Source organism: Hymenobacter arizonensis, assembly GCF_900115775.1.
Taxonomy (GTDB): Bacteria; Bacteroidota; Bacteroidia; order Cytophagales; family Hymenobacteraceae; genus Hymenobacter; species Hymenobacter arizonensis.
Genome location: NZ_FOXS01000002.1, coordinates 580,782 through 605,873, shown reverse-complemented (window position 1 = coordinate 605,873; position 25,092 = coordinate 580,782). Strand labels below are relative to the sequence as shown.

Sequence of the window (25,092 nt, the reverse complement as noted above, 5' to 3'; positions counted from 1 at the left end):
GGCTAATTCGCGTAAAGCGTACCACCGCTACCCAACTCAACTGCTTCCACCATGGCCAAGAAACCTGTTAAACCGAAGTCGAAATCGCAGCAAGACCCCGACAAGAAAGCCCGCGTCCACAAAGAGCTGGAAGGCTTTGAGATTGGCGTGAACCCGCTGGGCGAAATCACCTCCAACTACAGCATCGAGGAAATCAACCAGTTTCTGGGGCGCCACGTGCGCGACAAAAAACTGGTGGACCGCGCCGGACAATTTGGCGAAAAGCCCGCTCCCGACGAAACCGAGGACGAAGCCTTCCCCATTGCCGATGCCGAGCACTCGCCCGAGCCCGAGGAGAGCGAAGAAGACTTTATGAAACGCACCAGCCGCGAGGCCAAGCGCAAGAAAGCAGCACTCGACCCCGATGCGGCGGCCGCGGAAACCCGCCTCGACTTGCCCGCCGACGAGTAAACCAACCAAGTCCGCTTTAGCTGTTACAACGTGAGCGAAGAGCCAGTGCGCCGGCCTTGCTCAAAGGTTTCTACGCGCAGCAAATTGCCGTCCTGGTACGTTTCAGCCCGCGTGACCTTGCCCGCGTTGTCATGGATTTCCACGTGCGTGAGCTTGCCCAGCTCGTACGTTTCGGTGCGGCTAACGGTGCCGTCGGTGTAGGTTTGAATGGATGTAATCTGGCCGTCTTCGTCGAAGCTTGTCCAAGGCCCGTACCAGTAGAACCGGGCGCCTTTGGCCCCAGTAACCCACTGCGCCGTGCCCCGGCGAGCTACTTTCCCGCTGGGGTGCCAGTAAGTTACCTCGCACAGGCCGTCGTCGCCGTAGCGCTCCGAATGGTCGAGGGTGCCGGTGGGCGCATAATAGCGGAACGTGCCTACCGGGCGCCCGTGGCGGTATTTCCCCGTGATGTGTTTACTGTTGGAGTCATAATAAGTACGCCAACGGCCTCTGGTCATGCTGTTGCGGTCGTAGCGGTTGCTAGCGGCGCAGGAACCTAACAGCAGGCCGACGCTGAGGAAAATCAGGAACACAGAAATGCGCATAAAACGAGAACATTAGATCGGATTATAAATTTAGTTTCTATCGGAAAGCCAAACGTCTCTGCGCCGAAATTTCGTGTATGCCTGGGCCTATGTCCTATATAGTGAACGGCCAGCAGAAATCCCGCGCGCTTTTACCTTTGGCTGCATCAACCATCTTTCCATGTTGCTATGCTTTCTCACGACGTTGACTACCGCATCATTGGTTCCGATATCCAGGTGCTGGAAATTGAGCTTGACCCCAACGAAACCGTAATTGCCGAGGCCGGGGCCATGGTTTACATGGAAGAAGGCATCGCCTTCGAAACCAAGATGGGCGATGGCTCAGAGCCCGACCAGGGCCTAATGGGCAAACTGTTCTCGGCCGGCACCCGGCTGATTACGGGCGAGTCGTTGTTTATCACGCACTTCACGCACCGCGGGGGCTATGGCAAAAGCCGCGTGGCGTTCTCAGCACCGTACCCGGGCACCATCATCCCCGTCAATTTGGGCGACATGCCCAATGGCCTGATTGTGCAGAAAGATGGTTTTCTGGCCGCGGCGCGGGGCACCAAAATTAGCGTGCACTTCAACCAGAAATTCGGGGCCGGGCTTTTTGGGGGCGAGGGCTTTATTCTACAGAAGCTGACTGGCGACGGAAAGGCCTTTGTGCACGCCGGCGGCACCATCATCGAGAAAAAACTGAACAACGAGCTCCTGCGCGTGGACACGGGCTGCGTGGTCGCGTTCGAGCCCAGCATTGATTTCAGTGTGGCCCGGGCCGGTGGCTTGAAATCGATGATATTCGGTGGCGAAGGGCTGTTGCTGGCCACCCTACGCGGCACAGGCCGCGTGTGGATACAGTCGATGCCGGTTAAAAAGCTCATTCAAGCCCTGGCTCCCGGCGGGAGCAATACCCAAAAAGAAAGTGGCGGCGTGCTGGGCGGCCTCTTCGGGGGCGTGATGGACCAGTAAAGGTTGGGGCCTGGGGTGCCGAGCACCCCAGGGCTGCTACCTGCTCATCGTCGATTGCGCCAGGTTGCCACTGTTGTCTACCACTCCAGTGATGGCAAACCCGAGCGCAACCACCAGCACGAGGCCTATGGCAATGGCTACCCGAATCAGAAATTTATAATCTTTTGCCTCATCGTGCTTGCGGCGGTCGATTTCTCGGCGTTCGCTACGTGACTTATACGGGCGTTGAAAGGCCGATTTCTTGGCCATGGGAACAAGAGTTGAATAAGACATAGAGTGGGAATAAGAATGTAATATTACTAAGAATTCCCGAAATGTAATATAAACAATTTAACTAAGCCAAATTTTTGGCTATGCAAGCCGCATTTTTCTGTTATTCTTTTAACATTTATTTCCTAAATACTGGTTGGCATACCGTTATACTCCATTAGATTGGTACTTGGTGGCGGTTCGCAACACAGCCTCCAACACATCGCGTGAGTTGAGCAGGCGTGGTACTTTGTGCTGGCCGCCAAGCTTCCCCTGGCTAGCCAGCCACGCCTCGAATGTGCCCGACGGCACGGCGTGTAGCCGCGGAGGTGCCAGCGCCAGGCTGCGGTGCCGCTTGGCAGCGTAGTCCGAATTGAGCTCGCTGAGCGTAGCATCGAGCACGGCGCCGAACTTATCAAGGTCGGGGGTAATGGTGGCCGTTGCGAACTCTATGGCCCACTCGTGTCCTCCGCGTGACGAATCCTCGGCAACAAACCAGACCGGGGCGGCAGTAAAGTCGCGGACAGCTGCCCCGGTGGCCCGGCTGGCCGCGGCCACGGCTGCTTCGGCATTCTCGATGACGACTTCCTCCCCGAAAGCGTTCAAAAAGTGCTTGGTTCGGCCGGTGATGCGCACCCGGTACGGAGCCCGCGAGGTGAAGCGCACGGTATCGCCCACGATGTAGCGCCATAGGCCGGCGTTGGTAGTGATGACCACGGCATAGGGCCGGTTCAGTTCTACTTCACCCAGCGGAATGGGGCGTGGGTCGGGGCTGGCCCACTGCTCGGCGGGCAGAAATTCGTAGTAGATGCCGTGGTCGAGCAGCAGCAGCAGGTCTTCGCTGTTGGGCTGGTCTTGGAGGGCGAAGTAGCCCTCCGATGCGCTGTAGATTTCGAGGTAGCGCATGCGCGCATCGGGAATCAGCTGCCGAAACAGCTCGCGGTAGGGCCCAAACGCTACGGCGCCGTGCAAAAACAGCCGCAGGTTCGGCCACACGTGGGTGATGTCGGGCGCGTTGGCGAGGGCTACCACGCGACGCAGCAGCACCACCATCCAAGTGGGCACGCCGGCGAGGGTGCGTACGTCCTGGGTGAGCACGTGGGCGGCAATGCGCTCAATTTTCTCTTCCCATTCCTCGAGCAGCGCCAATGCGAGCGGGGGCGTGCGCATTTGCTCGGCCCACCACGGCAGCTGCTGCATGATGACGGCCGACACATCGCCGACGCGGGAAGCGGACTCTTGAAGTCGAAACGGATTGCTGGCGTGCGTGCCACCGAGCGAGAGCGTTTTGCCGGTGAGCAGCCGCTCCTGCGGGTAAAAGGTAGTGGCCAGGGCCAGCATGTCACGGCCGGCGCGGTAGTGGCAGTCGTGCAGGGCTTCCCGCGTGACGGGGATGTACTTGCTGCGGTCGTTGGTGGTGCCGCTCGACTTGGCAAACCACTGCGGCCGGCCCGGCCAGAGCACATCGGCCTGGCCGCGCAGCACCTTCTCAATTTCGGGGTACAGCTGCTCGTAGGTGCTGGCTGGCACGCGCCGCGCAAACTCGGCGGCGCTCAGCTGCTCCCGAAAGCCGTAGCGCTGTCCCCATTCGGTGGCTTGGGCCCGGCTGAGCAGTCGCTGCAGCACCTGCGCCTGCACGCGGTGCGGCTGTTCGCGGATGCGGGCCAACCGGGGTAGGCTGCCCCACTGAACGGCGGAGGCGAGTAGCTGGTCGAGCATAATGCAGTGGCGTGATGAGGGCACGAAGTAATGGCGTGCGGCGCTAATGGCACTGCCATCCGGCCAGAAAATGCGATGGCCGGGAAGTCGCTGGCCGCGCCTATCTCATCGCTGCGGGCGGCTTATTGCCTCATTATCTTCTGAGCGTGCCTGCCTGGGCCGGGTTGTTACACGGCCCGTTTCAACTCGAAGTTTTTGCCCAGGTACACGCGGCGCACGGTTTCGTCGCTGGCCAGTTCTTCGGCGGTGCCGGCTTTCAGAAGCTTGCCTTCAAAAAGCAGATACGCGCGGTCCACGATGCTGAGGGTGGAGTTTACGTCGTGGTCGGTGATGAGCACGCCAATGTTGCGGTGCTTGAGCTTGGACACGATGCCCTGGATTTCTTCGGTCGCGATGGGGTCTACGCCAGCAAAGGGCTCATCGAGCAGCACGAACTTGGGGTCGACGGCCAGGGCGCGGGCAATTTCGGTGCGGCGGCGCTCGCCCCCGCTCAACACCTTGCCCAGGTTTTTGCGCACGTGGGTGAGGCTGAATTCCTCAAGCATCTCTTCCACTTTGTCGCGCCGGGCTTCTTTTTTCATGCTGGTCATTTCGAGCACAGCCATGATGTTTTCCTCCACGCTCAGGTCGCGAAACACGCTGGCTTCCTGGGCCAGGTAGCCCACGCCCAGCCGTGCCCGCTGATAAATGGGCATGGTGGTGATTTCGATATCATCGAGGTAAATGCGGCCGGCGTTGGGCTTTACCATGCCCACCATCATGTAGAAGCACGTGGTTTTGCCGGCACCGTTTGGCCCGAGTAGCCCAACAATTTCCCCCTGCTCCACCGTGACCGACATGTCGTTGACCACGGTGCGGGCTTTGTATTTCTTAATCAGGTGGTCGGCGCGAAGAATCATAGTGCAAAGGTACAGGCTGGTGCTTGCGAAGGTGAAGACGCGCCACAAACGTTTGTAATGCATTTAATTATTCGGCTTGCCTAACACTTCACTTGAAAATTTACGTTACTTTTAGCCCTTACAACCTCACCACCTAAATTTTCTATATTGTATGACGGTAAAAACACTACTCCTTGCGGGCGGGGCTGTCCTGATGGGCGCGTCGAGCGCTAGCGCAGGCGGCTTTCAGGTTTACCTGCCCAGCCAGCAGAGCATTGGCATGGGCGGAGTGGGCGTGGGCCTCTCCATGGAACAGGCCGCGCAGTTTCTGAACCCCGGCGCCATGGCCATGCTGCGCCAAAGCGGCGTGCAAGTGGGCGTGAGTGCCACATTTGCCCGGCTTGCGTTCCGGCCGGCCTCGGGCGGTCCACAGCGCGAGTTAGAGAATACCACCGTCACGCCATTTAACCTTTACGCCAGCTTTGGCCCCAAGGAGGGCAAGTTCCGGACGGGCATTGCCGTGTATACGCCTTATGGCTCTACACTGAAGTACCAGGACGGCTGGGAAGGTCGTTTTTCGCTGAGCGAAATCACCCTGCGCGCTATTTACGTGCAGCCCACTGTGAGCTACGCCATCACTGATAAGCTGAGCGTGGGCGCGGGCCTGATGATTCTGGCCTCGGGTTCGGTGAACCTGCAGCGCGCCGTTGCGCTGCCCTCGGCCGAAGGCCGGATTGAGTTGGACGGCAAAACCAAAACGGGCTTTGGCGTGAACGCCGGCATTTTCTTCAAGCCTTCGGACAAGCTCAGCCTAGGCGTGAGCTACCGCTCCAAGATTGATGCGCGCGTGGTAGGCGGCGACGTAACCGTGACCAACCCCATTCCGGCGCTGCAGTCGCGGTTTGTGGCCAACAAGTTTGACGCCACACTGCCCCTGCCCGCCACCGTGAATCTCGGCATCGGCATTATGCCCACCGATAAGCTGACCATTGGCGTGGACGTAAACTTCACGCAGTGGAGCGAGTACCGCGCCCTGCGCTTCGACTTCACCAAAGACGGAGCCCCTGCTCAGATAGGTACGGCCACGTTCTCGGAGTCGAAACGCTCGTACGAGGACGCCCTGACTTTCCGCCTCGGCGGCCAGTATAAGGTGAACGACAAGTTGGCCCTGCGCTTGGGCACGGCCTACGATATGACGCCCGTGAAAGACGGCTACGTGACCCCCGAAACCCCCGACAACAACCGCATCATCGGCACGGCCGGGGTGGGCTACAACATCACCGAGAACTTCGGCGTCGATGCATCCTTTATGTTCCAAGCTATTCTCAAGCGCACCCAGACGGAAGCCGACCTGCTCAACAACGGTACCACTGACCGCGTGGCCGGCACTTACCGCACCAATGTCAGCATCCCCGGCATCGGCTTCCGCTACAACTTTTAAGTCTCACCCCGCTAGTATCTCGTTTGTATGAACCTTATTTTCAAACGTTCCGCGCCCTTTCTAGCGCTGTTAGGCCTTGCGCTTGGCGGCTGCCAGCCTGACCTGAATGAAGACCCGAAATCCAGTGCCGGACAAGCCGATTTTACCACCTATGTATCGGTAGGCAACTCGCTCACGCAGGGCACCTCCGATGGCGGCGTCTACCGGGAAGGCCAACTCAATTCGTACCCCAACATCCTTGCTACTCAGTTTAAGCGAGTGGGCGGCGGTGAGTTTGTGCAGCCTCTTTTCACCGAGGCCCAAAGCAATGGCTCAGGCTACCTGCGCATAACTGGCTTCACGGCAGCTGGCACGCCCACGACCGGTAACGTGACCACCAACTTGGCCATCCGGGCAGTAAGCCCGCGGGTTCTTTACACGAAATACACCGACCCGGTTAACAATCTGGGAGTCGACGGCATCCGCATGTCGGACATTACCAGCAATACACTGACTAGCACTAATGCTTACTTTGAGCGCATCACCCCCGATGCCAATTTGCAGCAAACGTACCTGCAACGTGTGCAGGCCACGGTGACGAGCCTGCGGCCAACCTTCTTTACCTCTTGGCTGGGCAACAATGACGTTCTGGGCTTTGCCACGGCTGGAGGAGCTTCCAGTTCCCTCACTCCTATTGCCACTTTCACAGCCAACAACAACTTGGTTCTGGATGCTCTGACAGCAGGCGGTGCCAAAGGCGTAGTGGCGACCATTCCAGATGTCACCACCATTCCTTTTTTCACCACGGTGGGTCCCTCTTTCAAAGCAACGCTGACAGCAAATAGCGTTCCCGGCATCGTGGCTATGACGGGCGCCGCACCCGGTGGGCCCGCGACTGCCAACCGCAGGCAAATTGCTACCGCCGACATTCGGGATGCTGCCGGCAACGGTCGCCAATTGTTTACGCTCACTTCCTCGCCATTCCTGGGGTTGCTGGGCCGGCCTACCGGCGCTCCGTGGCGCTCCTTCGTGCCTCGGGCGGCTCTTGCCACTTATTTGCAGGCCTACGGTGTTGACACCCTGCAGGCTTTCGGAGCCACGGCGGGCAATCCCATTCCCAGTGCCTTCATTCTTGACGATACCGAGCAGGCTCAGGTTCAAGCTGCTACCACGGCTTTCAATACTGCACTCGTTACCGCCGCAAATGCTCGCAACCTAGCAGTATTTGATGCCAACGTGTTCTTCCGTTCAGTGGCTACCAGTGGCGTTATCACCAACACCGTTCCTAATACGGCGGCCTATGTTTCAGGCAACTTGTTTAGCTTGGACGGGGTGCACCCCACGCCGCGCGGCTACGCCCTCGTAGCTAACGAGATGATTAAAGTCATCAATGCCAAGTACGGTTCTTCGGTGCCCGGCGTGGATGTCAGCTCCTACCGCGGCGTACGCTTCCCGCAGTAGCTTGCCCTGTAACAATAACAAAAACGCCTTCCCCGAAAGAGGAAGGCGTTTTTTGTGAAATGTCAGTCCAACTAGAGGTGTGCGGTAACCACAGATTGCGCATTACGCAGCACTCACGGGCTGCCGGGCGGCAATGTGGGCAGCAATCAGTTGGGCGTGGTGCCGGCCGTTTTCGATAAACCAGCGGCTGGTGGCGCGGCCGCCGCACACGGTGCCGGCCACGTACAGGCCGGGGCGCGTGGTTTCGTGGGTAGCGGTGTCAAAGAGCGGGGCGTGGGCTTCGTCGGCCGGGTCGGGCTCTACGCCGAGGCGGCCGAGCAGGGCTTCGTCGGGGTGGTAGCCGGTGAGGGCGTACACGAAATTGGTGGCGATGGTGAGCGGGCCTTCGGGCGTCAGAATTTCGATGGCTTCGGGCGTGATGGCCGTGATTGTGGTGTTGAAGTAGGCGGTGATGCGGCCTTCGGCAATGCGGTTGACGAGGTCGGGGCGAATCCAGTATTTCACGGAATTGCTGACTTCGGGGCCGCGCACGATGAGCGTGACTTTGGCTCCGGCGCGGGTGAGCTGCAGGGCGGCTTTGGCCGAGGAGTTTTTGGCTCCTATGACCACTACGTTTTGGGTGGCGTGCTGGTAGGGCTCTTTGTAATAGTGGCTGACGTTAGGCAGGTCTTCGCCGGGCACGCCGAGCGGATTAGGCAAGTCGTAGAAGCCGGTGGCTACTACCACGGTGCGGGTGCGAATCTGGCCTTTGTCGGTGCGCACGGTGAAGTCGCCCTGCTCACCTTCCAGAGACTGCACTTTCTCGTGCAGGCGCAGCTCCAACTTCTCGGTGGCGGCTGCGCGGTGGTAGTAGTCGAGGGCGTCTTCGCGCAGGGGCTTGTAGTGGTTGGTGGGAAATGGGTAGCCGCCGATTTCGAGCAGCTCGGGCGTGGAGAAAAACTCCATGTTGGTGGGATAGCCCACGATGGAATTGACCAGCGCGCCTTTTTCTACCACGGCTGTACGCAGGCCGCGGCGCTGGGCTTCGAGGGCGCAGGCGAGGCCAACAGGGCCGGCGCCAATAATGAGAACATCAAGCATATACTAGTGCCAACCAGGGGTTGGAGAATTGTTGAGTGAAGTAGCGCGAACTTTGCAGCTCGCGTCCCCGCGCCGTTGTGCATTTGCGCTGGCGGTAGTCGTTCCGGGACGCGAACTACAACCGAAAGGTCAACGAAGTTAAAGTTTGCGCTACTCGCGCGCTACAGCCATGCGTACCTGCGACTTGTGCGGCAGCACCAAATTTAAAAAGCTGCCTTTCTACTACGAATTTGAAAGTCAAAAGCTGCAAGGCACCCAGTGCCAAAGCTGCGACCTGATGTTTCTGGACCCCCAGCCCACGCCCGTGCAGCTGGAACGGCTCTACGGCAAGGACTACTTCACGGAGCGGCCCAACTACGACCGCACCCAACAGGAGGTGGTTTTCATTGAGGAAGGCCAGAAGCGCGATGTATTAAACCAGGTCCGGCCCGACAAGTTCACCAACTACATCCTGGCCAAGTACCCCGGCCGCAAGTTCCGCTACCTGGAAGTGGGCTGCGGCCCTGGCTACACCCTCAAAAGTCTGCAAGCGCTGGGCTGGGAAACCCACGGCCTGGAAATCTCCGAGCACGCCGCCGAATTTGCCCGCCGCGAGTTGCAGCTGCCTGTGGTAACCGGCAACATCGAAACCACCGAGGACTTCCACGAAAACCAGTTCGACCTCGCCTACATGGGCGACGTGCTCGAGCACCTGCTCTCGCCCAGCGCCACGCTGGCCAAGTTTCACCGCATTCTGTCCAACGATGGCCTGCTGGTTCTGGCCCTGCCCGCCACCCTGAACCTGCCCACCGTGCGCTTGGGCTTCGCCGCGTACGGCCTGCTGGGCAAGGAGCGCAAGATGGACATCCCGCCTTATCACCTCTTCGAATTTACTCCTGCCACCATTACCAAGATGCTCAAGAAGCAGGGGTTCGAGGTAGTGGAGCTGCTGAATCCGGTGAAGCCGCCGAAGAATATCCGCTTGGGCGGCAGTATGGTGGAGAAGGTGGGCAAGCTGGCGGGGCAGTACCCGACTTACTATTTGAATAAGGTGACCGGGCGGTTTGGGGATAGGATGTTTGTGGTGGCGCGGAACGTGAAGGCGGCGTAACCTCACCCCCGGCCCCTCTCCCGTGGAGAGGGGAGCCACGGCGGCCCCATTATTCATCAGTTCAAAACAAAAAGCCCCGACTCAAAAATGAGTCGGGGCTTTTCATTACGAATCAGTTGGCTCCCCTCTCCACGGGAGAGGGGCCGGGGGTGAGGTTTTACAGCAGCTCCGTACTACGCTTCACAAACGCCGTCAGCGCCTCGCCTTTCAGCATGCCTTGGGCCAGGAGGGCCAAGTCAAAGGCCTGCTTGGCCAGTTTCTCGCCGCTGCCGCCGTCGGCCAGTACTTTCTGGGCTACGGGGTGGTTGGCGTTCACTGTCACATCATACGACTCGGGGAAGGCGCCGAACATCTGCATGCCGCCACCGCCGCCAGTGCGCTGCATATCCTTCATGCGGCGCATGAACTCGTTTTGAGTGATAACCACGGGCGCGTCCTGGGGCGAGAGGGCCGCCACTTTCACGTGCATAGCCTCGTTGGCGATGGCCGATTTGAACGTTTCTTCCAGCTTTTTCTGGTCGTCTTCGCCCAGCACGCTTTCGGTGGTGGTGTCCTTCTCGATGAGCTTGCTCACGGTGTCGGCATCGACACGCTTGAAGCTGGTTTTCTCCAGTTTCTGCTCTAGCTGGCCCACGAAGTGCGGGTCGAGAATGTGGTCGAAGTTCAGCACGTCGTAGCCGCGCTCCTGGGCAGCAGCCACGAAGCTGTGCTGGTGCTCGGCATCGTTGGTGTAGAGCACCACGGTGCTGTCGTTCTTGTCTTTCTGGTTGGCCTGAATGTGCTCGGTGTACTCGTTGAGGGTGAACAGCTTGTTGTCCACGTTCTTCAGCAGCACAAAGTCCTTGGCCTTCTCGTAGAATTTCTCGTCCGAGAGCATGCCGTACTTCACAAACATGCCGATATCGGACCACTTCTCCTCGTAGCCGGGCCGGTCCTGCTTGAACAGGCTGCTGAGCTTGTCGGCTACTTTCTTGGTGATGTAGGTGTTGATTTTCTTCACCGCGGCGTCGGCCTGCAAGAAGCTACGCGACACGTTCAGGGGAATATCGGGCGAGTCAATCACGCCGTGCAACAGCATCAGGAATTCGGGCACCACGTCCTTCACTTCGTCGGTGATGAACACCTGGCGCGAGTAGAGCTGAATCTTGTTGCGCTGAAACTGCAGTTCGTCCTTCACCTTGGGGAAGTAGAGAATGCCCGTCAGGTTGAACGGGTAGTCCACGTTCAGGTGAATCCAGAACAGGGGTTCGTCCATGCTCATGGGGTAGAGCTCCTGGTAGAACTTCTTGTAGTCTTCGTCGGTCAGCTCGGCGGGCTGCTTGGTCCAGATGGGCGTGGTGTCGTTGATGAGCTGGCCCTCGAACTCAATCGGAATGGGCAGGAACTTGCAGTACTTGGTGAGGATGGTGCGCAGGCGGGCCTCCTCCAGGAATTCGTCGGAATCTTCGGCCACGTGTAGCACCACGTCGGTGCCGCGCTCGGCCTTGGCGTGCTCGCCCGTGGGCTCGTCGAGGGTGAACTGCGTGCTGCCGTCGCACACCCAGTGGGCCGTCAGCGTGTCGTCTTTGTATGACTTCGACCAGATTTCCACCTCACTGGCCACCATGAAGGCCGAGTAGAAGCCCAGGCCAAACTGACCGATAATCTGGTCTTTGGTGGCGGCGTCCTTCTCCTTGTACTGCTCCACAAACTCGGTGGCGCCGGAGAAGGCAATCTGGTTGATGTACTTCTTGATTTCCTCGGCCGTCATGCCCAGGCCGTGGTCGGAAATCGTGATTTTGCGGGCTTCTTTGTCCACGGTCACGCGCACTTTCAGCTCGCCCAGCTCGCCTTTGAACTCGCCCAGCTGGGCCAGGCTCTTCAGCTTCTGGGTGGCATCGACGGCGTTCGAAACCAATTCCCGCAGGAAGATTTCGTGGTCGGAATACAAGAACTTCTTGATGATGGGGAAGATGTTCTCGGTGTGGATGGAGATGGAGCCGGTTTCTTGCATGGTAATAAGATAGGGAAACGGTTGAATGCAGACGGAATGGCCGGGCACAGGGCCGCGGGCCGCAGGTCGAGCGGCATTCAAAGCACGTTCCAAGGGGAGATGCGCTGTCAGATTGACAGCGGCGGGGGCCGTCGGCCTAGCCCCGGGGCCGGAAGAAGTTGCGCGGCTCGGTCAAATTACCCGAGGCCGAGGGCAGGTCGGGTCCGTGCACGGCGTTCCACTCGGCCAGCAACATTGGCAGGCGGGGAGAATAGTCGCTGAGCCAGTGCAGGCCCGGCACGGCCGTCAAGAAAAACTGGAGGTCGAACTTGATGAGCGGACGCGCTGTTGCAATGAGCGAATCGATAGCCAGCTGGTTGTGTACCCGGTGGCGGTTGATGGCCAAAACCAGACGCTCGATTGGCAGCTTCACCAGCTCAGGCATCCAGTTTGACCCCATCCAGACTTGGTCGTACACCGATATGTCGGGAAAGGAGTTTATGTCCAGGAGTACATGCCTGGTTTGGGAGCGCTGAGCCAGTTCTAAAATTTGTTCGAAGCTGGCCCGGAAGGTTCGCATGTCCTGGCCCGAGGCCCACTCGATGCGCAGCAAGCCCAAGGCTTCGTCGTGCTGCACAGATAGGTCGGGAATCGTTGTAATTATCACAAAAGAGTTCGGCCTGAGCCGCTTGGGGCGAAAATACTGGTTGGGCTGTTAACAATTCGCCTCCACTGGAATGTTATAAACGGAAGAGGGTTAAAAAGATTCTCTTCGCCGCGTTTTATTTCTTTCCTCGCATCTTTGTATTTATGTCCGCCCTGCGCTCCCATATCGCCCTTCTCCTGCTGCTCTGCCTCGTGCGGACGCTGCTGCCCGAGACGTGGGTATTGGATATGCACGCGCACGCACACACCGCGGACGAGCCCGCCCAGGCGCCGGCTTTTCGGAGCAAGGGCAAGGCCCTGGTTAGCGCCCAGCACCTGCACTGCCCCGCCGAGCACTTCTACGACGTGCCCTTTTTGCTGAGCGCGCCTGTGGTGGTGCCACAGCCAGTGGCCCACTCGTGCTTTGCCACGGCTCCCGTGCCTACCATCGCCACAGCGCCCTGGATAGCCCGGCAACCGGCCCAACTGCGTGGGCCGCCGGCCGCGTAGCGGCTCCCGGCTTTTCTTGATTTTAAGCAATGTTCTGCCCTGACCCCTGCCGCGGTCTGGGGGCGGACTACTGCTTATGCCGCCGTTGTGCGGCGCTTCTTGTCTATTTAATGAGGGTAATTTCCTGCATAGCCGGCCGCGTTGCGGTATGGCTGGCAATGGTGATGACAGGGCTGCTGGCCCTGCCAGTCCGGGCGCAAGACGCCCCAATTTCGAATATTTGCACCCTGGCGTTGGCGGGCCGCGTGGCCGACCACGAGTCGGGCGTGGTGCTGCCTGGCGCTACGGCCCGGCTGGTGGAGACGGGCGAGGTGAGCGCTGCCGACCCCTATGGCAACTATCACTTCCACGTGTGCGCTGGCATTTATCACCTTGAAGTAAGCTTCGTGGGCTTCCGCTCCGAAACGGCCGAGGTGCGCGTGACGAGCTCCGTGGTGCGCAACTTCCAGTTGCACCCCGATGCGGTGCAGCTGCAGGGCGCCGTGGTGCGCGGGCATGCCCCGCCCCCGCCAGCCACCCAAGCCACGGCCACCCTGACTGGCGCCGACCTGGCGGCCACCCGCGGCCAAACCCTGGGCGAAGCCCTGCTGAAAGTGAGCGGGGTATCGGCCATCCAAACCGGACCTAACGTGTTTAAGCCCATGATTCACGGCCTGCACTCCAACCGCGTAGCCCTGCTTAACAACGGGGTGCGGCAGGAAGGCCAGCAGTGGGGCCAGGACCACGGCCCGGAAATCGACCCCTTTGTGGCCTCGCAGCTGACGGTGGTGAAGGGCGCGGCCGGCGTTCGGTACGGGGCTGATGCCATTGGCGGGGTGGTGCTGGTGCAGCCGGCCGCCCTGCCCGACTCGGCGGGCACCACGGGCGAGGTGCACGCGGTGGGCGCTTCCAACAACGGGCTGGGCGCTTTGTCGGCCACGGTGCAGGGTTCGCCGGCGGGGCTGTCTTCGCTGGCCTGGCGGGCCCAGGGCACGGTGCGGCGGGCCGGGCTTTCGCGCACGCCCGACTACTGGATAAGCTCATCGGGGCTGGCCGAGTACAACTACTCGGCGGCCGTGGGCTGGCAGCGGGAGCGCTGGGGCGTGGAGGCTTTTGTGAGCCAATACAACGCCCAGCTGGGCCTGTATCCGGTGCCGGAAAACTGGAACGTCACGGCTCGCCAGGGCACGGTAGCGCCGTTGCCAGCCACGTTTAGCTATGCGCTGGACCGGCCATATCAGCAAATTCAGCACACGCTGTTCAAGCTCAACAGCTTTTATAAGCTGAACGGCTGGGGCGGGCGCCTGAACCTGACGCTGGCCCAGCAGGCCGACCGCCGGGGCGAGTACGACAAGTACCGGCCGCGCAACGACAACGTGGCCCAGAGAAACCTGCCGGAGCTCGACTACCGCAACCAAACCAGCACCGCCGACCTGCGCTGGGAGCCCCACTCCCACGGCGACTTCAGCGGCGAGCTGGGCCTGAGCGGCACTTACCAGGACAATACCTACCGGCCCGGCAGCCGCTACTTCATCCCTTACTTCACCAACGCGGGCGGCGGGGCTTATGCCCTGGGGCACTGGCGGCCGGGCCTCTGGCTGCTGGAAGCCGGGCTGCGCCTCGACCGCCGCTACCTCGAAACCCGACGGCCGTCCCGCGCGAGCGGCTCTTTCGCGGTGGTGCGGGAAAGCTTCGCCTTCACTACGCCGTCGCTGTCGGCGGGCGTGGCGCGGGACTTGGGGCCGCACGTGACGCTGCGGGCCGATGCCAGCTTGCTGCAACGGCCGCCGGCCGCCAACGAGCGCGCCAGCCAGGGCGTGCACAACGGCATTTACGAAGAGGGCTACGATATTACCCGGCCACCCGGCACGCCGGGGCTGGGACCAGAAACGGCTCGCTCGGCGGCGTTTAGCATGAGCTGGCACGACCATCCCCGCCTCAACGGGGAGCTGACGGTGTACCAGACCCACATCCAGAATTATATTTTCCAGACGCCCATTCCGCCCGTGCTCGACATTCGGGGGCTATTTCCCTCCTACCGCTACCAACAGACCGATGCCCGCTTTCATGGACTCGACTTGCTGGTGGCTTACCGGGTGGCTCGGCCCCTCACGCTGGGGGCGAAGGCCGCGACAGTGGTAGAGCGGGATTTGCGCCGCGACGACTACCTGATTCTGGCCCCCGCCGACCGCCTCGAAGGCTGGCTGCGCTACGAAGCCGAGGGCGCCCGCAACGCGCCGCGCCGCGTGCGGGGCTTCTATGCGCAGCTTGGGGCGCAAGGCGTGCGCCGCCAAACCCGCGTGCCGCTCGACAACAACGAGCGCGACTACCTGGCCCCACCGCCCGGCTACTGGCTGCTCGGTGCCGAAATCGGGGGCACGCTGCAGCTGGGGCCGCGCACGCCGCTGGAAATCAGCCTGACCGGCACCAACCTGCTCGACAACACCTACCGCGACTACCTCAACCGCTACCGCTACTTCCTCGACGAAGTGGGTCGCAACGTGACGCTGCGGCTACGGGTGCCGCTGGCCTTCGGCACTTCTAAAAATTGATACTTCACATTTCCCCATCTTTTCATTTTTCACCATTTCAATCACCATGACCATTTTCCAATCACGCTTCCGCCTGGCTGCTTTGCTGCTGGCCCTTCCGCTCACTTTTTCGGCTTGTAAGAAGGATAAAGACCCTGAGCCCGAGGATGACAACGAACAAATCACGACCGTGACGTATGTGCTGACGCCCACCACGGCCGGCGCTCCCACCGCCACCTTCACATGGCGCGACATCGACGGCGCGGGTGGCAACGCCCCCACCATTACCTCCACGAACCTGCGGGCCAACACCACTTACACCGGGGCCATCACGCTGTCTGACGAGACTAAGAACCCAATGGCAGACGTCACCAAAGAGGTAGCAGAAGAGAGTGATGAGCACCTCTTTATTTACCAAAGCACGCCCCCCAGCCTGCTCACCATCACGCGCACCGACCTCGACAAGAACAACCTACAAATTGGCCTCGCAACTCGGGTAGTTACCAACGCAGCCGGCAACGGCACGCTCAAAATCACCCTGCGCCACCAGCCCGGCAGCAAGACCGGCTCGGAAACCGCTGGCGATGTTGACGTGGAAGTAACCTTCCCCGTGACGGTGCAGTAACCGCGGGCCCGCTCCAATTGGCCTCGGGGAAGCGGACTCTGGCCCAGTGCCCGGGCCTGCTTACCCGAGGCTTCCTGTGGGAGGCTTTATTCCCCCCGCTCCTGCCTTCGCTATCAACTCACTTTTTCTGCAATCCTATTTCGCTATGCGTAGAATTCCCCGGCCGACTGCGGCTCATTACGACATGATAATTGTGGGCGCCAGCAACGCCGGCCTGAGCGCCGCGTTGGTGCTGGGGCGTTCGCGGCGCCGCGTGCTCGTGCTCGACGGTGGGCCGTCGCGCAATGCACCGTCCTTCCACTCGCACAGCTTCTTCACCCGCGACGGAGCCGCGCCCGAGGAATTGCTGCGCATCGGTCGCGAGCAACTGCGGCCCTACCAGGTTGAAATCTGCGCCGACCTCGCCCGCGAAGCCCGCGTCTCGGCCACCGGCCAGTGTGAGCTCACCCTGAGCAGCGGCGCCGAAGTTTCGGCCCTCGCCCTGATACTGGCGACCGGCGTTGTCGACGAGCTGCCCGCCGTGCCGGGCCTGGCCGAGCTGTGGGGCCGGGGCGTTTATCATTGCCCGTACTGCCACGGCTGGGAAACTCGCTACAGCCAGGTGGCTGTGTACGGCCGCGGCGAAAGCGCCTACCAGCAAGCCGTGCACCTGCACCACTGGGCGCCCCGCCTGACGCTGTGCACCGACGGCCCCGCCGACCTGGCACCCGCCCAGCGCAAGCACCTCGCCCAGCTGGGCATCACTGTGCTCGAAACGCCCATCACGACCATCGATGGCACAGCCAAGTGCCTGCGGGCCATCTTGTTTGAGGACGGCACCCGCCAGGCTGTGGATGCTCTTTTTGTGCGCCCCGTGCAGCGCCAACGCAGCGACTTGGCCAGGCAGCTAGGCTGTCATTTCACCGCCGACGACGTGTATGTGGACGTGAACGACGCCGGCCAAACCAGCGTGCCCAACGTGTACGCCGTGGGGGACATGACCGGTCCCTACCAGCAGGCCATTCTGGCCGCCGCCAGCGGCACCCGCGCAGCTACTTTCCTCAATAACGAGTTGATTTTGCAAGACTGCGTAATGGCCTAGGCCCCTCGTCAGGCCGAGTAATCACACCAGCACCCTAAAGCTGAGTTAGTCCGCCAGGACTGCTCAGCTTTTTTGCGTTTGAGGCATTAGGTCACGCGTTGAATCATTTGAAATGAAGCAGCGGCAAAAGCCTTTGAGCGCCTATTATTCTTTTCGAGTTGCCGTTCTTTCAGCACAAGCCTCTCCGGCGCCAATGCTTTCGTGTGGACCTGAAAAGCCTTCAAGCGTGGCATAATGGCCAATTATTCTGATTGATTTCTGGACATGCTGCTTTCCCCAACAGAAAATAGCGCAGCTATTTTGCGTTAAAAGGTGATACTTGCCCCGGAACTGGATTAACTAGGTACACAGCCACTCCTATGGTTCCTTCGCCTCAACTTCCGACCTTCTCGCCTGCGGCGCTCTTGCGCGAGGACCTGCTCGCTAACCGCGAACGCGCCCTGACGCAGCTGTACCGCCAGGCGTTTCCCGTGGTGCGCCGCTACGTGGGCAACCACGGCGGCACGCCGCACGATGCGCAAGATGTATTTCACGATGCGCTGGTGCTTCTCTATGAGCAGGCAGTGGCTGGAACGCTGGTCCTCACGGCCTCGGCCAGCACCTATTTAGTGGGCATCAGCCGCAACTTGTGGCACCACGAGCAGCGCCGCCGTGCCCGCCTGCCGCAAGATGCCCTCCCCGACGACCCCAGCCAGCTGGCTGCCGAGCCGTCCGCGCCTGCCGAGTCGGGGTTCACGGTTCTTGAGTACGTGGAGCGACTGGGCGAGAAATGCAGAAACATCCTGCTGAGCTTCTACTACTTTCAGCAGCCCCTGACGGACATTGCCGCCACCCACGGCTACCGCACCGTGCGTTCGGCTACGGTGCAGAAATTCAAGTGCCTTGAGCGGCTGCGGCAATCGGTACGGGCCGCTGTCACCCCGGAAGCTATTCACTATTAAGCCATGCGCCCCGAACTCGAACGCCTGGCTCTTATCGAATCGCAGCTACTGCATGGCCCGGCCGCCCTGCCCGCCGCCGACTGGCACCTACACCAGCTGCTCGACGGCGAACTGCACGCTGACACCGTGGCCCAGCAGCATCTATATGCCGGCTTACAGATGGCTGGTCGGCGCCAGTTGCGGCGCGAGTTGGCCGCCATTCACGCGCAGCTTTATGCCGCCCGGCCGGGCGGCTGGGTGAGGAAACTTTACCAGTTCCTGGGCTGGCTGCGTGGCTAGGACTGTATTATATAATGAGCCAAACGGCAGGGTAGTGTAGAGACGCGACACTTGGCTACGCCGACCTGCGGTTCGCATCTCGGTGTGCGCGCCGTTCGCTGCCCACTCTACTGCCGCCCGTCGTTCAACGCCGAGACGCGAGGTGTCGCGTCTCTACATCGTTCCCAAAATCTTATTCAAACCAGCGCCTCAGCAGGCTGCGCGGCCATGCTATGCCTGTTCCGCTGCAATCCCACTTTCTCCTTATTCCAACCTACATCATGCTGAGCAAACAAGAATTCCGCAAGTTCGCCGTCAAGGGCCAGGGCCTCAACGGCCTGGGCGTCGACCAATATATGTCTTACGTTGAGGGCATTGCCCGTCCTTATGTGCACGGCATGACCCGCTCTGTGATTGAGGAACGGCCCACCCGCTTCGCCGAAATCGACGTGTTTTCGCGCCTTATCATGGACCGAATTGTGTTCTTGGGCACGGCCGTGGACGACAACATTGCCAACATCATCAACGCCCAGCTGCTGTTCTTGGAGTCGGCCGATGCCCGCAAAGACATTCTGCTGTACATCAACTCGCCCGGCGGCTCGGTGTATGCGGGCCTGGGCATGTACGACACCATGCAGTATGTGGGGCCCGACGTGGCCACCATTTGCACGGGCCTGGCGGCCTCGATGGGCGCGTTCCTGCTGGCGGGCGGCGCGCTGGGCAAACGCTCGGCCCTCCCCCACGCCCGCGTGATGATTCACCAGCCCTCGGGCGGAGTGCAAGGCCCCTCGGCCGACATCGAAATCACGGCCCGCGAAGTGGTGAAGCTGCGCCAGGAACTCTACAGCATCTACGCCGAGCGTACCGGCAAAACCTACCAGCAAATCCACGACGACTCGGACCGCGACTACTGGTTGCGCGCCGACGAAGCCAAAGAGTACGGCCTCATTGACGAGGTGCTGACGCGCACGCCGCCACGCCCCGCTTGACGAGAAGAAAGAGGCACAAACCGCACCCATTGCGCGGCTGTTGCGTTCTTGCGACAGTACCACGTGCTTCCTTCATGCCTCACAACCACGCTCATCACTCGCACGGCCACGCTGGCCATGCGCACGCGGCCCCGCCGCCCGGGGGCGCCTTCAGCGCGGCTTTCGCCACTGGCATCGCCCTCAACCTGGGTTTTGTGGTGGCCGAAACCATTGGCGGCCTGGCGGCCAATTCGGTGGCCCTGCTCGCCGATGCAGGCCATAACCTAAGCGACGTGCTGAGCCTGGCCTTGGCCTGGGGCGCCGCCTGGCTGGCTGGCCGGCGCTCCTCGAGCCGCTACACCTACGGGTACAAGGGCGCCACCATTCAGGCGGCCCTACTGAATGCTGCCTTGCTCTACGCCGCGCTAGGCTTCATTCTCTGGGAAACCATCGACCACTTTCGCCACCCAGCCCCCGTGAATGGTACTACGGTGATGCTGCTGGCTGGCATTGGGGTGCTCATCAATGGTTTCACGGCTTGGCTGTTTCGGCACGGTCAAAAAAGCGACGTAAACGTCCGCGGCGCCTACCTGCACATGGTAACCGACATGCTGGTGAGCGTGGGCGTAGTGGTTGGCGGCGGCTTGGTAATGCTGACCGGCTGGACCTGGCTCGACCCCGCCATCAGCGTCGTCATCCTGGCCATGATTGCCGTCAGTTCCTGGGGCCTGCTGCGCGACACCGTGCGCTTGGGCCTGCAAGCCGTGCCGGATGGCATCGACCTAGAGGCCGTACAAACCTTCTTACTCAACCAACCCGATGTAGTGAGCGTGCACGACCTGCACGTGTGGAGCCTGAGCAGCGGCGACCACGACACGGCCCTCACCGCTCACTTGGTGCGCCCCGGCGGTGCCGATGCCGCGTGGCTGGCCCGCCTGGCCAAGGGCCTGGAAACCGAGTTTCACATTCATCACAGCACCGTGCAGGTGGAAGACGGCCCTACGCCCGGCGGGTGCGCCAGCGGTTGCCCTTGAGGGCATAGCTTTACTATGCGTGGCAAGGGGAATTGATATGCAAACTCTCTTTTCCCTTGAAAATGACCTCCTAAGGCACGGGACGCAGCACCACCCGCCGGTTACGGGGCCGCTCCGTGAGCACGGCATTGTCGGCGATGGGTTGGGTGCCTCCCCTGCCCACGGGCCGCAAGCTCGCAGTCGGCACGCCGCGCGCGGCCAGGTAGCGGCAAACGGCCTCGGCGCGGCGCTGCGAGAGTTGCCGGTTGAGCAAGGTGTCGCCTTGGTCGTCGGTGTGGCCTTGTACTTCCAGGCGCAGGGCGGGGTAGCGGCGCAGGGCCCGAGCCAGCGTGTCGAGGCTGGCCTGGACTGCTATGGGCAGGTCGGCCTTGCTTTGCGTGAAGTACAGGGTCCGCAGCGTTAGGGCCTGACCCTTGGCCAAACGGGCCGCCAGCGTGTCGGCGTAGGGCGTCGTGGGTTCTGACGGGGTTTTTCGAGACGCCTTCACCCGCACTTCGCCGAGCGCCACGCGCAAGGGCGGCGGCCGAGACCCGGCGGGCACCCGACGAGTTCCGGCCGGTGAGTAAGCCATCGGCGCCGCAGGCCGCTTTGGTGCAACGGGCCAGTTGGAAAAGAGGTACCGGGCCGGAATCGGAGCCACTGGCGTGCCCTCGCCGAGCAGCGGGGACTCGGCCGCGCCCCAGAGTGTGCGCCACGAGCCCAGCACGGCGGGCGACGGCGGCAACTCCCAGCGCAAGCGCACGCGGGCGCGTTGCGTGTACTGCAGGTAGTCGAGGCGCAGGGCGTAGGGCCGCCCCGCCTGCAACAACACGGGCACGCGGTAAGCGCGCAGGGACCGGTTGCGCCACCCGCCTACTAATTCGCGCTCGTCCAACACCAAGTTCACGCCGTCGTCGGCCTCGACGTGCAACACGTAACGCCCGGTGAGGGGTGGCACGAGCCAGCCGCTCCAACGCACGGTGAATTGCTCCGACCCGACGCCGGGCGCGGGCGGGGCGCCAGCCCAGTCGAAGTCAATTGGGCCGTCGGTGCGCGCATGTGTGAGTTGCGCGAAGCGGATGCCAGCGTAGTACTCACCGCGCAGCCCCTCGCCCACGGGCGCCTGGGCCGTTGCCACCGACGGCATCCCTGCGGTCAATCCTACTAAAAACCAGACAAATACGTACTGTTTCATAGCCAAGTATACGACTACAGCGGGACATAGTGCCCGGTTCACGCGCCCATTCGCCACCAGTGACCGTTGTGGAGCCTAAAGCCAGCAAATACGGCTAGATATCGCTGTCAGGCACATCATCCCAAGCACCCTCACGCCGAACAATTGCCAGCTAAAGCAGCGAATTCTTCGCGTCCGCGCTACATTTCGCCATGCAAGCCACTCAAACCCCTAAAGTCAATGTTTTTTCCGCGGCCGTAATTGTGGCGGCGCTGGGCTACTTCGTTGATATTTATGACCTGATTCTCTTCAGCATCGTGCGCGTCCAGAGCCTCAAAGACCTGGGCATCACTGACCAAGCGGAGGTTACCAACCAAGGCCTGTTCCTGATAAACATGCAGATGGGCGGCATGCTGCTCGGGGGCATTTTGTGGGGAATATTGGGCGATAAGCGCGGGCGGCTGTCGGTGCTGTTTGGCTCGATACTGCTGTACTCGCTGGCCAACCTGGCCAACGGCTTCGTGACTTCGGTGGAGCAATACGCCTGGCTGCGGCTCATTGCCGGCATTGGGCTGGCCGGGGAGCTGGGCGCGGGCATCACGCTGGTAAGCGAGAGCCTGCCCAAGGAGAAGCGCGGCTACGGCACCATGGTGGTGGCCACGGTGGGCGTGAGCGGCGCCATGCTGGCCTACTGGGTGGGCGAAAAGCTGGGGTGGCGCAACGCTTACTTCGTAGGCGGCGGGCTGGGGCTGGCGCTGCTCTTGCTACGCGTAAGCGTGTTCGAGTCGGGCATGTTTCAGCAGGTGCAGGCCCAGACGGAAGTGGTGCGCGGCAATTTCCTCAGCTTGTTTACCAACAGCGCGCGCTTTGGCAAGTACCTGCGCATCCTGCTAATTGGGGTGCCGCTGTGGTTTGTGGTGGGCATTCTGGTAACGCTGGCGCCGGAGTTTGGGCGCGAGCTGGGCCTCACGGGCGAGGTCACGGCGGGGCTGGCGGTGTTCTGGTGCTACTTCGGGCTGGTGTTCGGCGACTTTCTCAGCGGGGCACTCAGCCAGCTCTGGCGCTCGCGCAACAAAGCACTGCTGGTGTTTCTGGCCTTTTGCGCCGTTATGGTCGGGGTGTACCTATTTGCCATTCAGGGCGCTACGCCAAACGTGTTCTATGGCGTGTGTTTCGTGCTGGGCATGTCGGTGGGGTTCTGGGCGCTGTTTGTGACAGTGGCGGCCGAGCAGTTCGGTACCAACCTGCGGGCTACGGTGGCCACCACGGCGCCCAACTTTGCCCGCGGCTCGGTGGTGCTGCTGGTGCCGGCCTTCAAGTTCCTGAGCGCGCAGTTCGGCTTCGTGCCCGGCGCGGCCATTCTGGGGGGCGTGTCCTTGCTTATTGCCTTCTGGGCTGTGAGCACCCTGCCCGAGAGTTACGGCAAAGACCTAGACTACGTGGAATAATCGGACTCTACTATCCTTTGGCTCATATGCTTAGCCGCATTTCGAGCATGTGCGCCGCAAAGCCAGCCTTCTCATAGGCCCGCACGGCGCGCTCGTTGTGGGCATACACCTCCAGGCGTAGCTCCGTGAGGCCCTGCGCGGCCGTCCATTGCTTGAATGCTTCCATGAGCAAACCGTTGATGCCCTGCCCGCGACTACCCGGCTCCACGTACATAAAGCCCAGGTAAGCGTATTCCAGGTGCTTATGATAAGCTTTGGCCGGCTGAATGCGGGCGTAGCCTGAGCCCACAATTTGGTGGTGCTGCTCGGCCACCAGCACCACCGCCCGGGGATTGGCAAGCAGTTCCGGCAAGTTGTAGTAGCTGATGGGGTCTTCCCGAAGGGTTGGGTCATACGGCCTTTCTGCCGCAATTACGCCTTGCTCGAAAAGCAAGAGCGCCTCCAAATCATCAAGCGTTGCATGGCGGATATAAACCTCTTTCATAGCTAATTAGCGAGTAAAAAGAATCAATTCGGGCAAATTACTACCCGCTTTATACCGCTGAAGTTATTGCCAATCCAACTTCCGGCCACGGCTTGCGTTTCAAGGCCTAATCATTAGTTGATTGATTTTTAACCCCTATCATGAAAACCCTCATTCTCAGTGGCGTGCTATTGGCCGCCCTTTCGTTTGCCACCGCAGCATCGGCCCAAACCACGCCCATGCCTGCTCCCACCACCGACCCCACCGCCATGCCGCTCACTCCCGAGCAGCAAAAGCAGCGGGCCGACGAAGCCAAAGCCGCCTACGAGCAGCAGCAGCGGCAATCCAAATCCAGCGAACAAGCCGTTCGCGACACCAAAGACCAACTCCGGGCTCAGGCCAACAACGAAAAAGACCTGAAGCGGCAGCTCAAAGAACAGCGCGAGCAAGAACGCGCTCAGAAGGAGCAACTCAAGCAGCAGCGCACCGCGACCAAAGAAGCCCATAAGCAAGAGGAAGCCGCCAAGGATTTGGCGAAAGCCGAAAAGCGCCGCGCCAAGGAAATGAAAAAGGCCCAGTAGCCTACTCGCTTCTTCACCTTGAAAAGCTCCGGCTCCGGCCGGGGCTTTTTTTTGGCCGGCTACGCCCAAGCCCCTTTACCTTTCGCCCTCTTGCTTGTTTCATTTCCCATGACTGTTCCTACCAAAAACACCACCATGCTCTACCCCTGGCACCATTTCGTGCTGGTGCCTCTGGCCCTGCTCATGGCGGGCTATACCATTCTGCGCTACACCAAAGTGGCGGGCGATGACGACCAAATATCCCGCCTTTGGTTCAGCCTAGCCGCGCTGGCCAGCATCGGCCTCGGGGTGCTCATTATGCTGCGGCAGCACTACGCCCTGCAGCTGCAAGACCGAATTTGCCGGCTTGAGGTGCGCCAACGGTATTTTGAAGTCAGCGGCCAGCGGTTTGCGACGCTCGAAAAACAGCTCAGCCTTAGCCAAATACTCAGCCTACGCTTGGCTGGCGACGCCGAACTTCCGGCCCTGGCCCAGGCCGCAGTTGCCGAGAAACTTTCGCCTAAAGACATTCAGGCCCGTATTACAGATTTTCAGTTCGACGCCATGCGCGTTTGATGTAATGGGTGAATGGGCGAATGAGTAAATGGGTGAATTGATTTTCACCGTTGTTTTTTCGCTTTGCCGATTCACCCATTCACTCATTCGCCCATTCACCCATTGACCATGATTCTCTACAACGTTACCAGCAGCATCGAGCCCGCCGTCGCCGATAAGTGGTTGGACTACATGCGCACTACTCACATGCCAGAGGTAATGGAAACCGGCTTCTTCCTCAAGAGCCAGCTATGCCGCCTGCTCAACGAGGAAGACGACGGCATCACCTACGCGGCCCAGTATTACTGCATCAGCGTGGAGCAGCTGGAAGAATACCAGCGCGTGTGCGCCCCCGCCCTGCGTGCCGAAATGGAAGCCCACTTTGCCGGCCAGTACGTGTCCTTCCGCACCGTGCTCGAAGTAGTGGAGTAAGCTGCTGGTTATTGGCTGTTAGCTATTGGCTGTTGGCTGATAGCTCCTGGCCTAG

Annotated in this window: 26 protein-coding genes; 17 read left to right on the top strand and 9 right to left on the bottom strand. The window is 60.8% G+C overall.

What is annotated here, in order from left to right:
• Positions 1 to 51: 51 nt before the first annotated feature.
• A complete protein-coding gene (locus BMZ66_RS08920) occupies positions 52 to 450 on the top strand; it encodes a hypothetical protein (RefSeq protein ID WP_092671329.1) in 399 nt (132 codons plus the stop codon).
• A 23-nt stretch (positions 451 to 473) separates the two neighbouring features.
• Here the strand turns inward: BMZ66_RS08920 and BMZ66_RS08915 are convergent, their stop codons facing one another.
• Complete coding sequence (locus BMZ66_RS08915; RefSeq protein ID WP_092671326.1) at positions 474 to 1,034, bottom strand: toxin-antitoxin system YwqK family antitoxin; 561 nt, start codon at positions 1,032 to 1,034, stop codon at positions 474 to 476.
• 168 nt (positions 1,035 to 1,202) lie between these two features.
• Here BMZ66_RS08915 and BMZ66_RS08910 point away from each other — a divergent pair, with 168 nt between their 5' ends.
• Entirely contained in the window at positions 1,203 to 1,985 is a 783-nt protein-coding gene (locus BMZ66_RS08910; protein ID WP_092671323.1) for a TIGR00266 family protein, read from the top strand.
• Positions 1,986 to 2,021: 36 nt separating this feature from the next.
• Here BMZ66_RS08910 and BMZ66_RS08905 read toward each other — a convergent pair whose 3' ends face one another.
• From BMZ66_RS08905 to lptB, 3 genes are all read right to left on the bottom strand, one after another.
• Complete coding sequence (locus tag BMZ66_RS08905) at positions 2,022 to 2,258, bottom strand: hypothetical protein (protein ID WP_143080122.1); 237 nt, start codon at positions 2,256 to 2,258, stop codon at positions 2,022 to 2,024.
• A gap of 144 nt (positions 2,259 to 2,402) precedes the next feature.
• Positions 2,403 to 3,953: a GH3 auxin-responsive promoter family protein gene (locus BMZ66_RS08900; protein ID WP_092671317.1), complete on the bottom strand. Its 1,551-nt coding sequence runs from the start codon at positions 3,951 to 3,953 to the stop codon at positions 2,403 to 2,405.
• 167 nt (positions 3,954 to 4,120) lie between these two features.
• A complete protein-coding gene (gene lptB / locus BMZ66_RS08895; RefSeq protein WP_092672968.1) occupies positions 4,121 to 4,852 on the bottom strand; it encodes an LPS export ABC transporter ATP-binding protein in 732 nt (243 codons plus the stop codon).
• 151 nt (positions 4,853 to 5,003) lie between these two features.
• Here lptB and BMZ66_RS08890 point away from each other — a divergent pair, with 151 nt between their 5' ends.
• On the top strand, positions 5,004 to 6,272 hold the full coding sequence (locus BMZ66_RS08890) for an OmpP1/FadL family transporter (protein WP_092671314.1): 1,269 nt from the start codon (positions 5,004 to 5,006) through the stop codon (positions 6,270 to 6,272).
• Positions 6,273 to 6,299: 27 nt separating this feature from the next.
• On the top strand, positions 6,300 to 7,712 hold the full coding sequence (locus BMZ66_RS08885) for an SGNH/GDSL hydrolase family protein (protein WP_092671311.1): 1,413 nt from the start codon (positions 6,300 to 6,302) through the stop codon (positions 7,710 to 7,712).
• 102 nt (positions 7,713 to 7,814) lie between these two features.
• On the opposite strand, the gene BMZ66_RS08880 is transcribed toward BMZ66_RS08885, so the two are convergent.
• A complete protein-coding gene (locus tag BMZ66_RS08880; protein WP_092671308.1) occupies positions 7,815 to 8,792 on the bottom strand; it encodes a YpdA family putative bacillithiol disulfide reductase in 978 nt (325 codons plus the stop codon).
• A gap of 169 nt (positions 8,793 to 8,961) precedes the next feature.
• Between BMZ66_RS08880 and BMZ66_RS08875 the strand changes: the two genes are divergently transcribed.
• The gene (locus tag BMZ66_RS08875) at positions 8,962 to 9,882 is read left to right on the top strand and encodes a class I SAM-dependent methyltransferase (protein ID WP_092671305.1); all 921 of its coding nucleotides are present in this window, start codon (positions 8,962 to 8,964) and stop codon (positions 9,880 to 9,882) included.
• A 157-nt stretch (positions 9,883 to 10,039) separates the two neighbouring features.
• On the opposite strand, the gene htpG is transcribed toward BMZ66_RS08875, so the two are convergent.
• Complete coding sequence (gene htpG, locus BMZ66_RS08870; protein ID WP_092671302.1) at positions 10,040 to 11,875, bottom strand: molecular chaperone HtpG; 1,836 nt, start codon at positions 11,873 to 11,875, stop codon at positions 10,040 to 10,042.
• 136 nt (positions 11,876 to 12,011) lie between these two features.
• On the bottom strand, positions 12,012 to 12,521 hold the full coding sequence (locus BMZ66_RS08865; RefSeq protein WP_143080121.1) for a hypothetical protein: 510 nt from the start codon (positions 12,519 to 12,521) through the stop codon (positions 12,012 to 12,014).
• A gap of 143 nt (positions 12,522 to 12,664) precedes the next feature.
• Here BMZ66_RS08865 and BMZ66_RS08860 point away from each other — a divergent pair, with 143 nt between their 5' ends.
• The 8 genes from BMZ66_RS08860 (at position 12,665) to BMZ66_RS08825 (ending at position 20,426) form a co-directional block, all read left to right on the top strand.
• Entirely contained in the window at positions 12,665 to 13,009 is a 345-nt protein-coding gene (locus BMZ66_RS08860; protein ID WP_092671296.1) for a hypothetical protein, read from the top strand.
• Between the two features lie 110 nt (positions 13,010 to 13,119).
• Positions 13,120 to 15,540, top strand: a complete 2,421-nt coding sequence (locus BMZ66_RS08855) for a TonB-dependent receptor (protein ID WP_177204660.1) — start codon at positions 13,120 to 13,122, stop codon at positions 15,538 to 15,540.
• Positions 15,541 to 15,586: 46 nt separating this feature from the next.
• A complete protein-coding gene (locus tag BMZ66_RS08850; RefSeq protein WP_234795042.1) occupies positions 15,587 to 16,144 on the top strand; it encodes a hypothetical protein in 558 nt (185 codons plus the stop codon).
• A 145-nt stretch (positions 16,145 to 16,289) separates the two neighbouring features.
• A complete protein-coding gene (locus BMZ66_RS08845; protein WP_092671290.1) occupies positions 16,290 to 17,225 on the top strand; it encodes an NAD(P)/FAD-dependent oxidoreductase in 936 nt (311 codons plus the stop codon).
• A gap of 359 nt (positions 17,226 to 17,584) precedes the next feature.
• Positions 17,585 to 18,166, top strand: a complete 582-nt coding sequence (locus BMZ66_RS08840) for an RNA polymerase sigma factor (protein WP_092671284.1) — start codon at positions 17,585 to 17,587, stop codon at positions 18,164 to 18,166.
• A 3-nt stretch (positions 18,167 to 18,169) separates the two neighbouring features.
• Positions 18,170 to 18,445 (top strand): hypothetical protein, encoded by a 276-nt coding sequence (locus tag BMZ66_RS08835; RefSeq protein WP_092671280.1) that lies wholly within the window; start codon positions 18,170 to 18,172, stop codon positions 18,443 to 18,445.
• A 260-nt stretch (positions 18,446 to 18,705) separates the two neighbouring features.
• Positions 18,706 to 19,413: a ClpP family protease gene (locus BMZ66_RS08830; protein ID WP_177204659.1), complete on the top strand. Its 708-nt coding sequence runs from the start codon at positions 18,706 to 18,708 to the stop codon at positions 19,411 to 19,413.
• A gap of 74 nt (positions 19,414 to 19,487) precedes the next feature.
• Positions 19,488 to 20,426, top strand: coding sequence for a cation diffusion facilitator family transporter (locus tag BMZ66_RS08825; protein WP_092671277.1), 939 nt, complete (start codon positions 19,488 to 19,490; stop codon positions 20,424 to 20,426).
• A gap of 70 nt (positions 20,427 to 20,496) precedes the next feature.
• Here the strand turns inward: BMZ66_RS08825 and BMZ66_RS08820 are convergent, their stop codons facing one another.
• Entirely contained in the window at positions 20,497 to 21,600 is a 1,104-nt protein-coding gene (locus tag BMZ66_RS08820) for an OmpA family protein (protein ID WP_092671274.1), read from the bottom strand.
• Positions 21,601 to 21,791: 191 nt separating this feature from the next.
• Between BMZ66_RS08820 and BMZ66_RS08815 the strand changes: the two genes are divergently transcribed.
• The gene (locus BMZ66_RS08815) at positions 21,792 to 23,027 is read left to right on the top strand and encodes an MFS transporter (RefSeq protein ID WP_092671271.1); all 1,236 of its coding nucleotides are present in this window, start codon (positions 21,792 to 21,794) and stop codon (positions 23,025 to 23,027) included.
• Between the two features lie 22 nt (positions 23,028 to 23,049).
• Here the strand turns inward: BMZ66_RS08815 and BMZ66_RS08810 are convergent, their stop codons facing one another.
• Complete coding sequence (locus tag BMZ66_RS08810; RefSeq protein ID WP_092671268.1) at positions 23,050 to 23,511, bottom strand: GNAT family N-acetyltransferase; 462 nt, start codon at positions 23,509 to 23,511, stop codon at positions 23,050 to 23,052.
• A 140-nt stretch (positions 23,512 to 23,651) separates the two neighbouring features.
• Between BMZ66_RS08810 and BMZ66_RS08805 the strand changes: the two genes are divergently transcribed.
• The 3 genes from BMZ66_RS08805 to BMZ66_RS08795 all read left to right on the top strand — a co-directional run bounded on the left by BMZ66_RS08805 (position 23,652) and on the right by BMZ66_RS08795 (position 25,037).
• A complete protein-coding gene (locus BMZ66_RS08805; protein ID WP_092671265.1) occupies positions 23,652 to 24,071 on the top strand; it encodes a hypothetical protein in 420 nt (139 codons plus the stop codon).
• A gap of 108 nt (positions 24,072 to 24,179) precedes the next feature.
• Complete coding sequence (locus tag BMZ66_RS08800) at positions 24,180 to 24,626, top strand: DUF6526 family protein (protein WP_143080120.1); 447 nt, start codon at positions 24,180 to 24,182, stop codon at positions 24,624 to 24,626.
• 108 nt (positions 24,627 to 24,734) lie between these two features.
• Entirely contained in the window at positions 24,735 to 25,037 is a 303-nt protein-coding gene (locus BMZ66_RS08795) for a DUF4286 family protein (RefSeq protein WP_092672959.1), read from the top strand.
• The last annotated feature ends 55 nt before the right edge of the window (positions 25,038 to 25,092 follow it).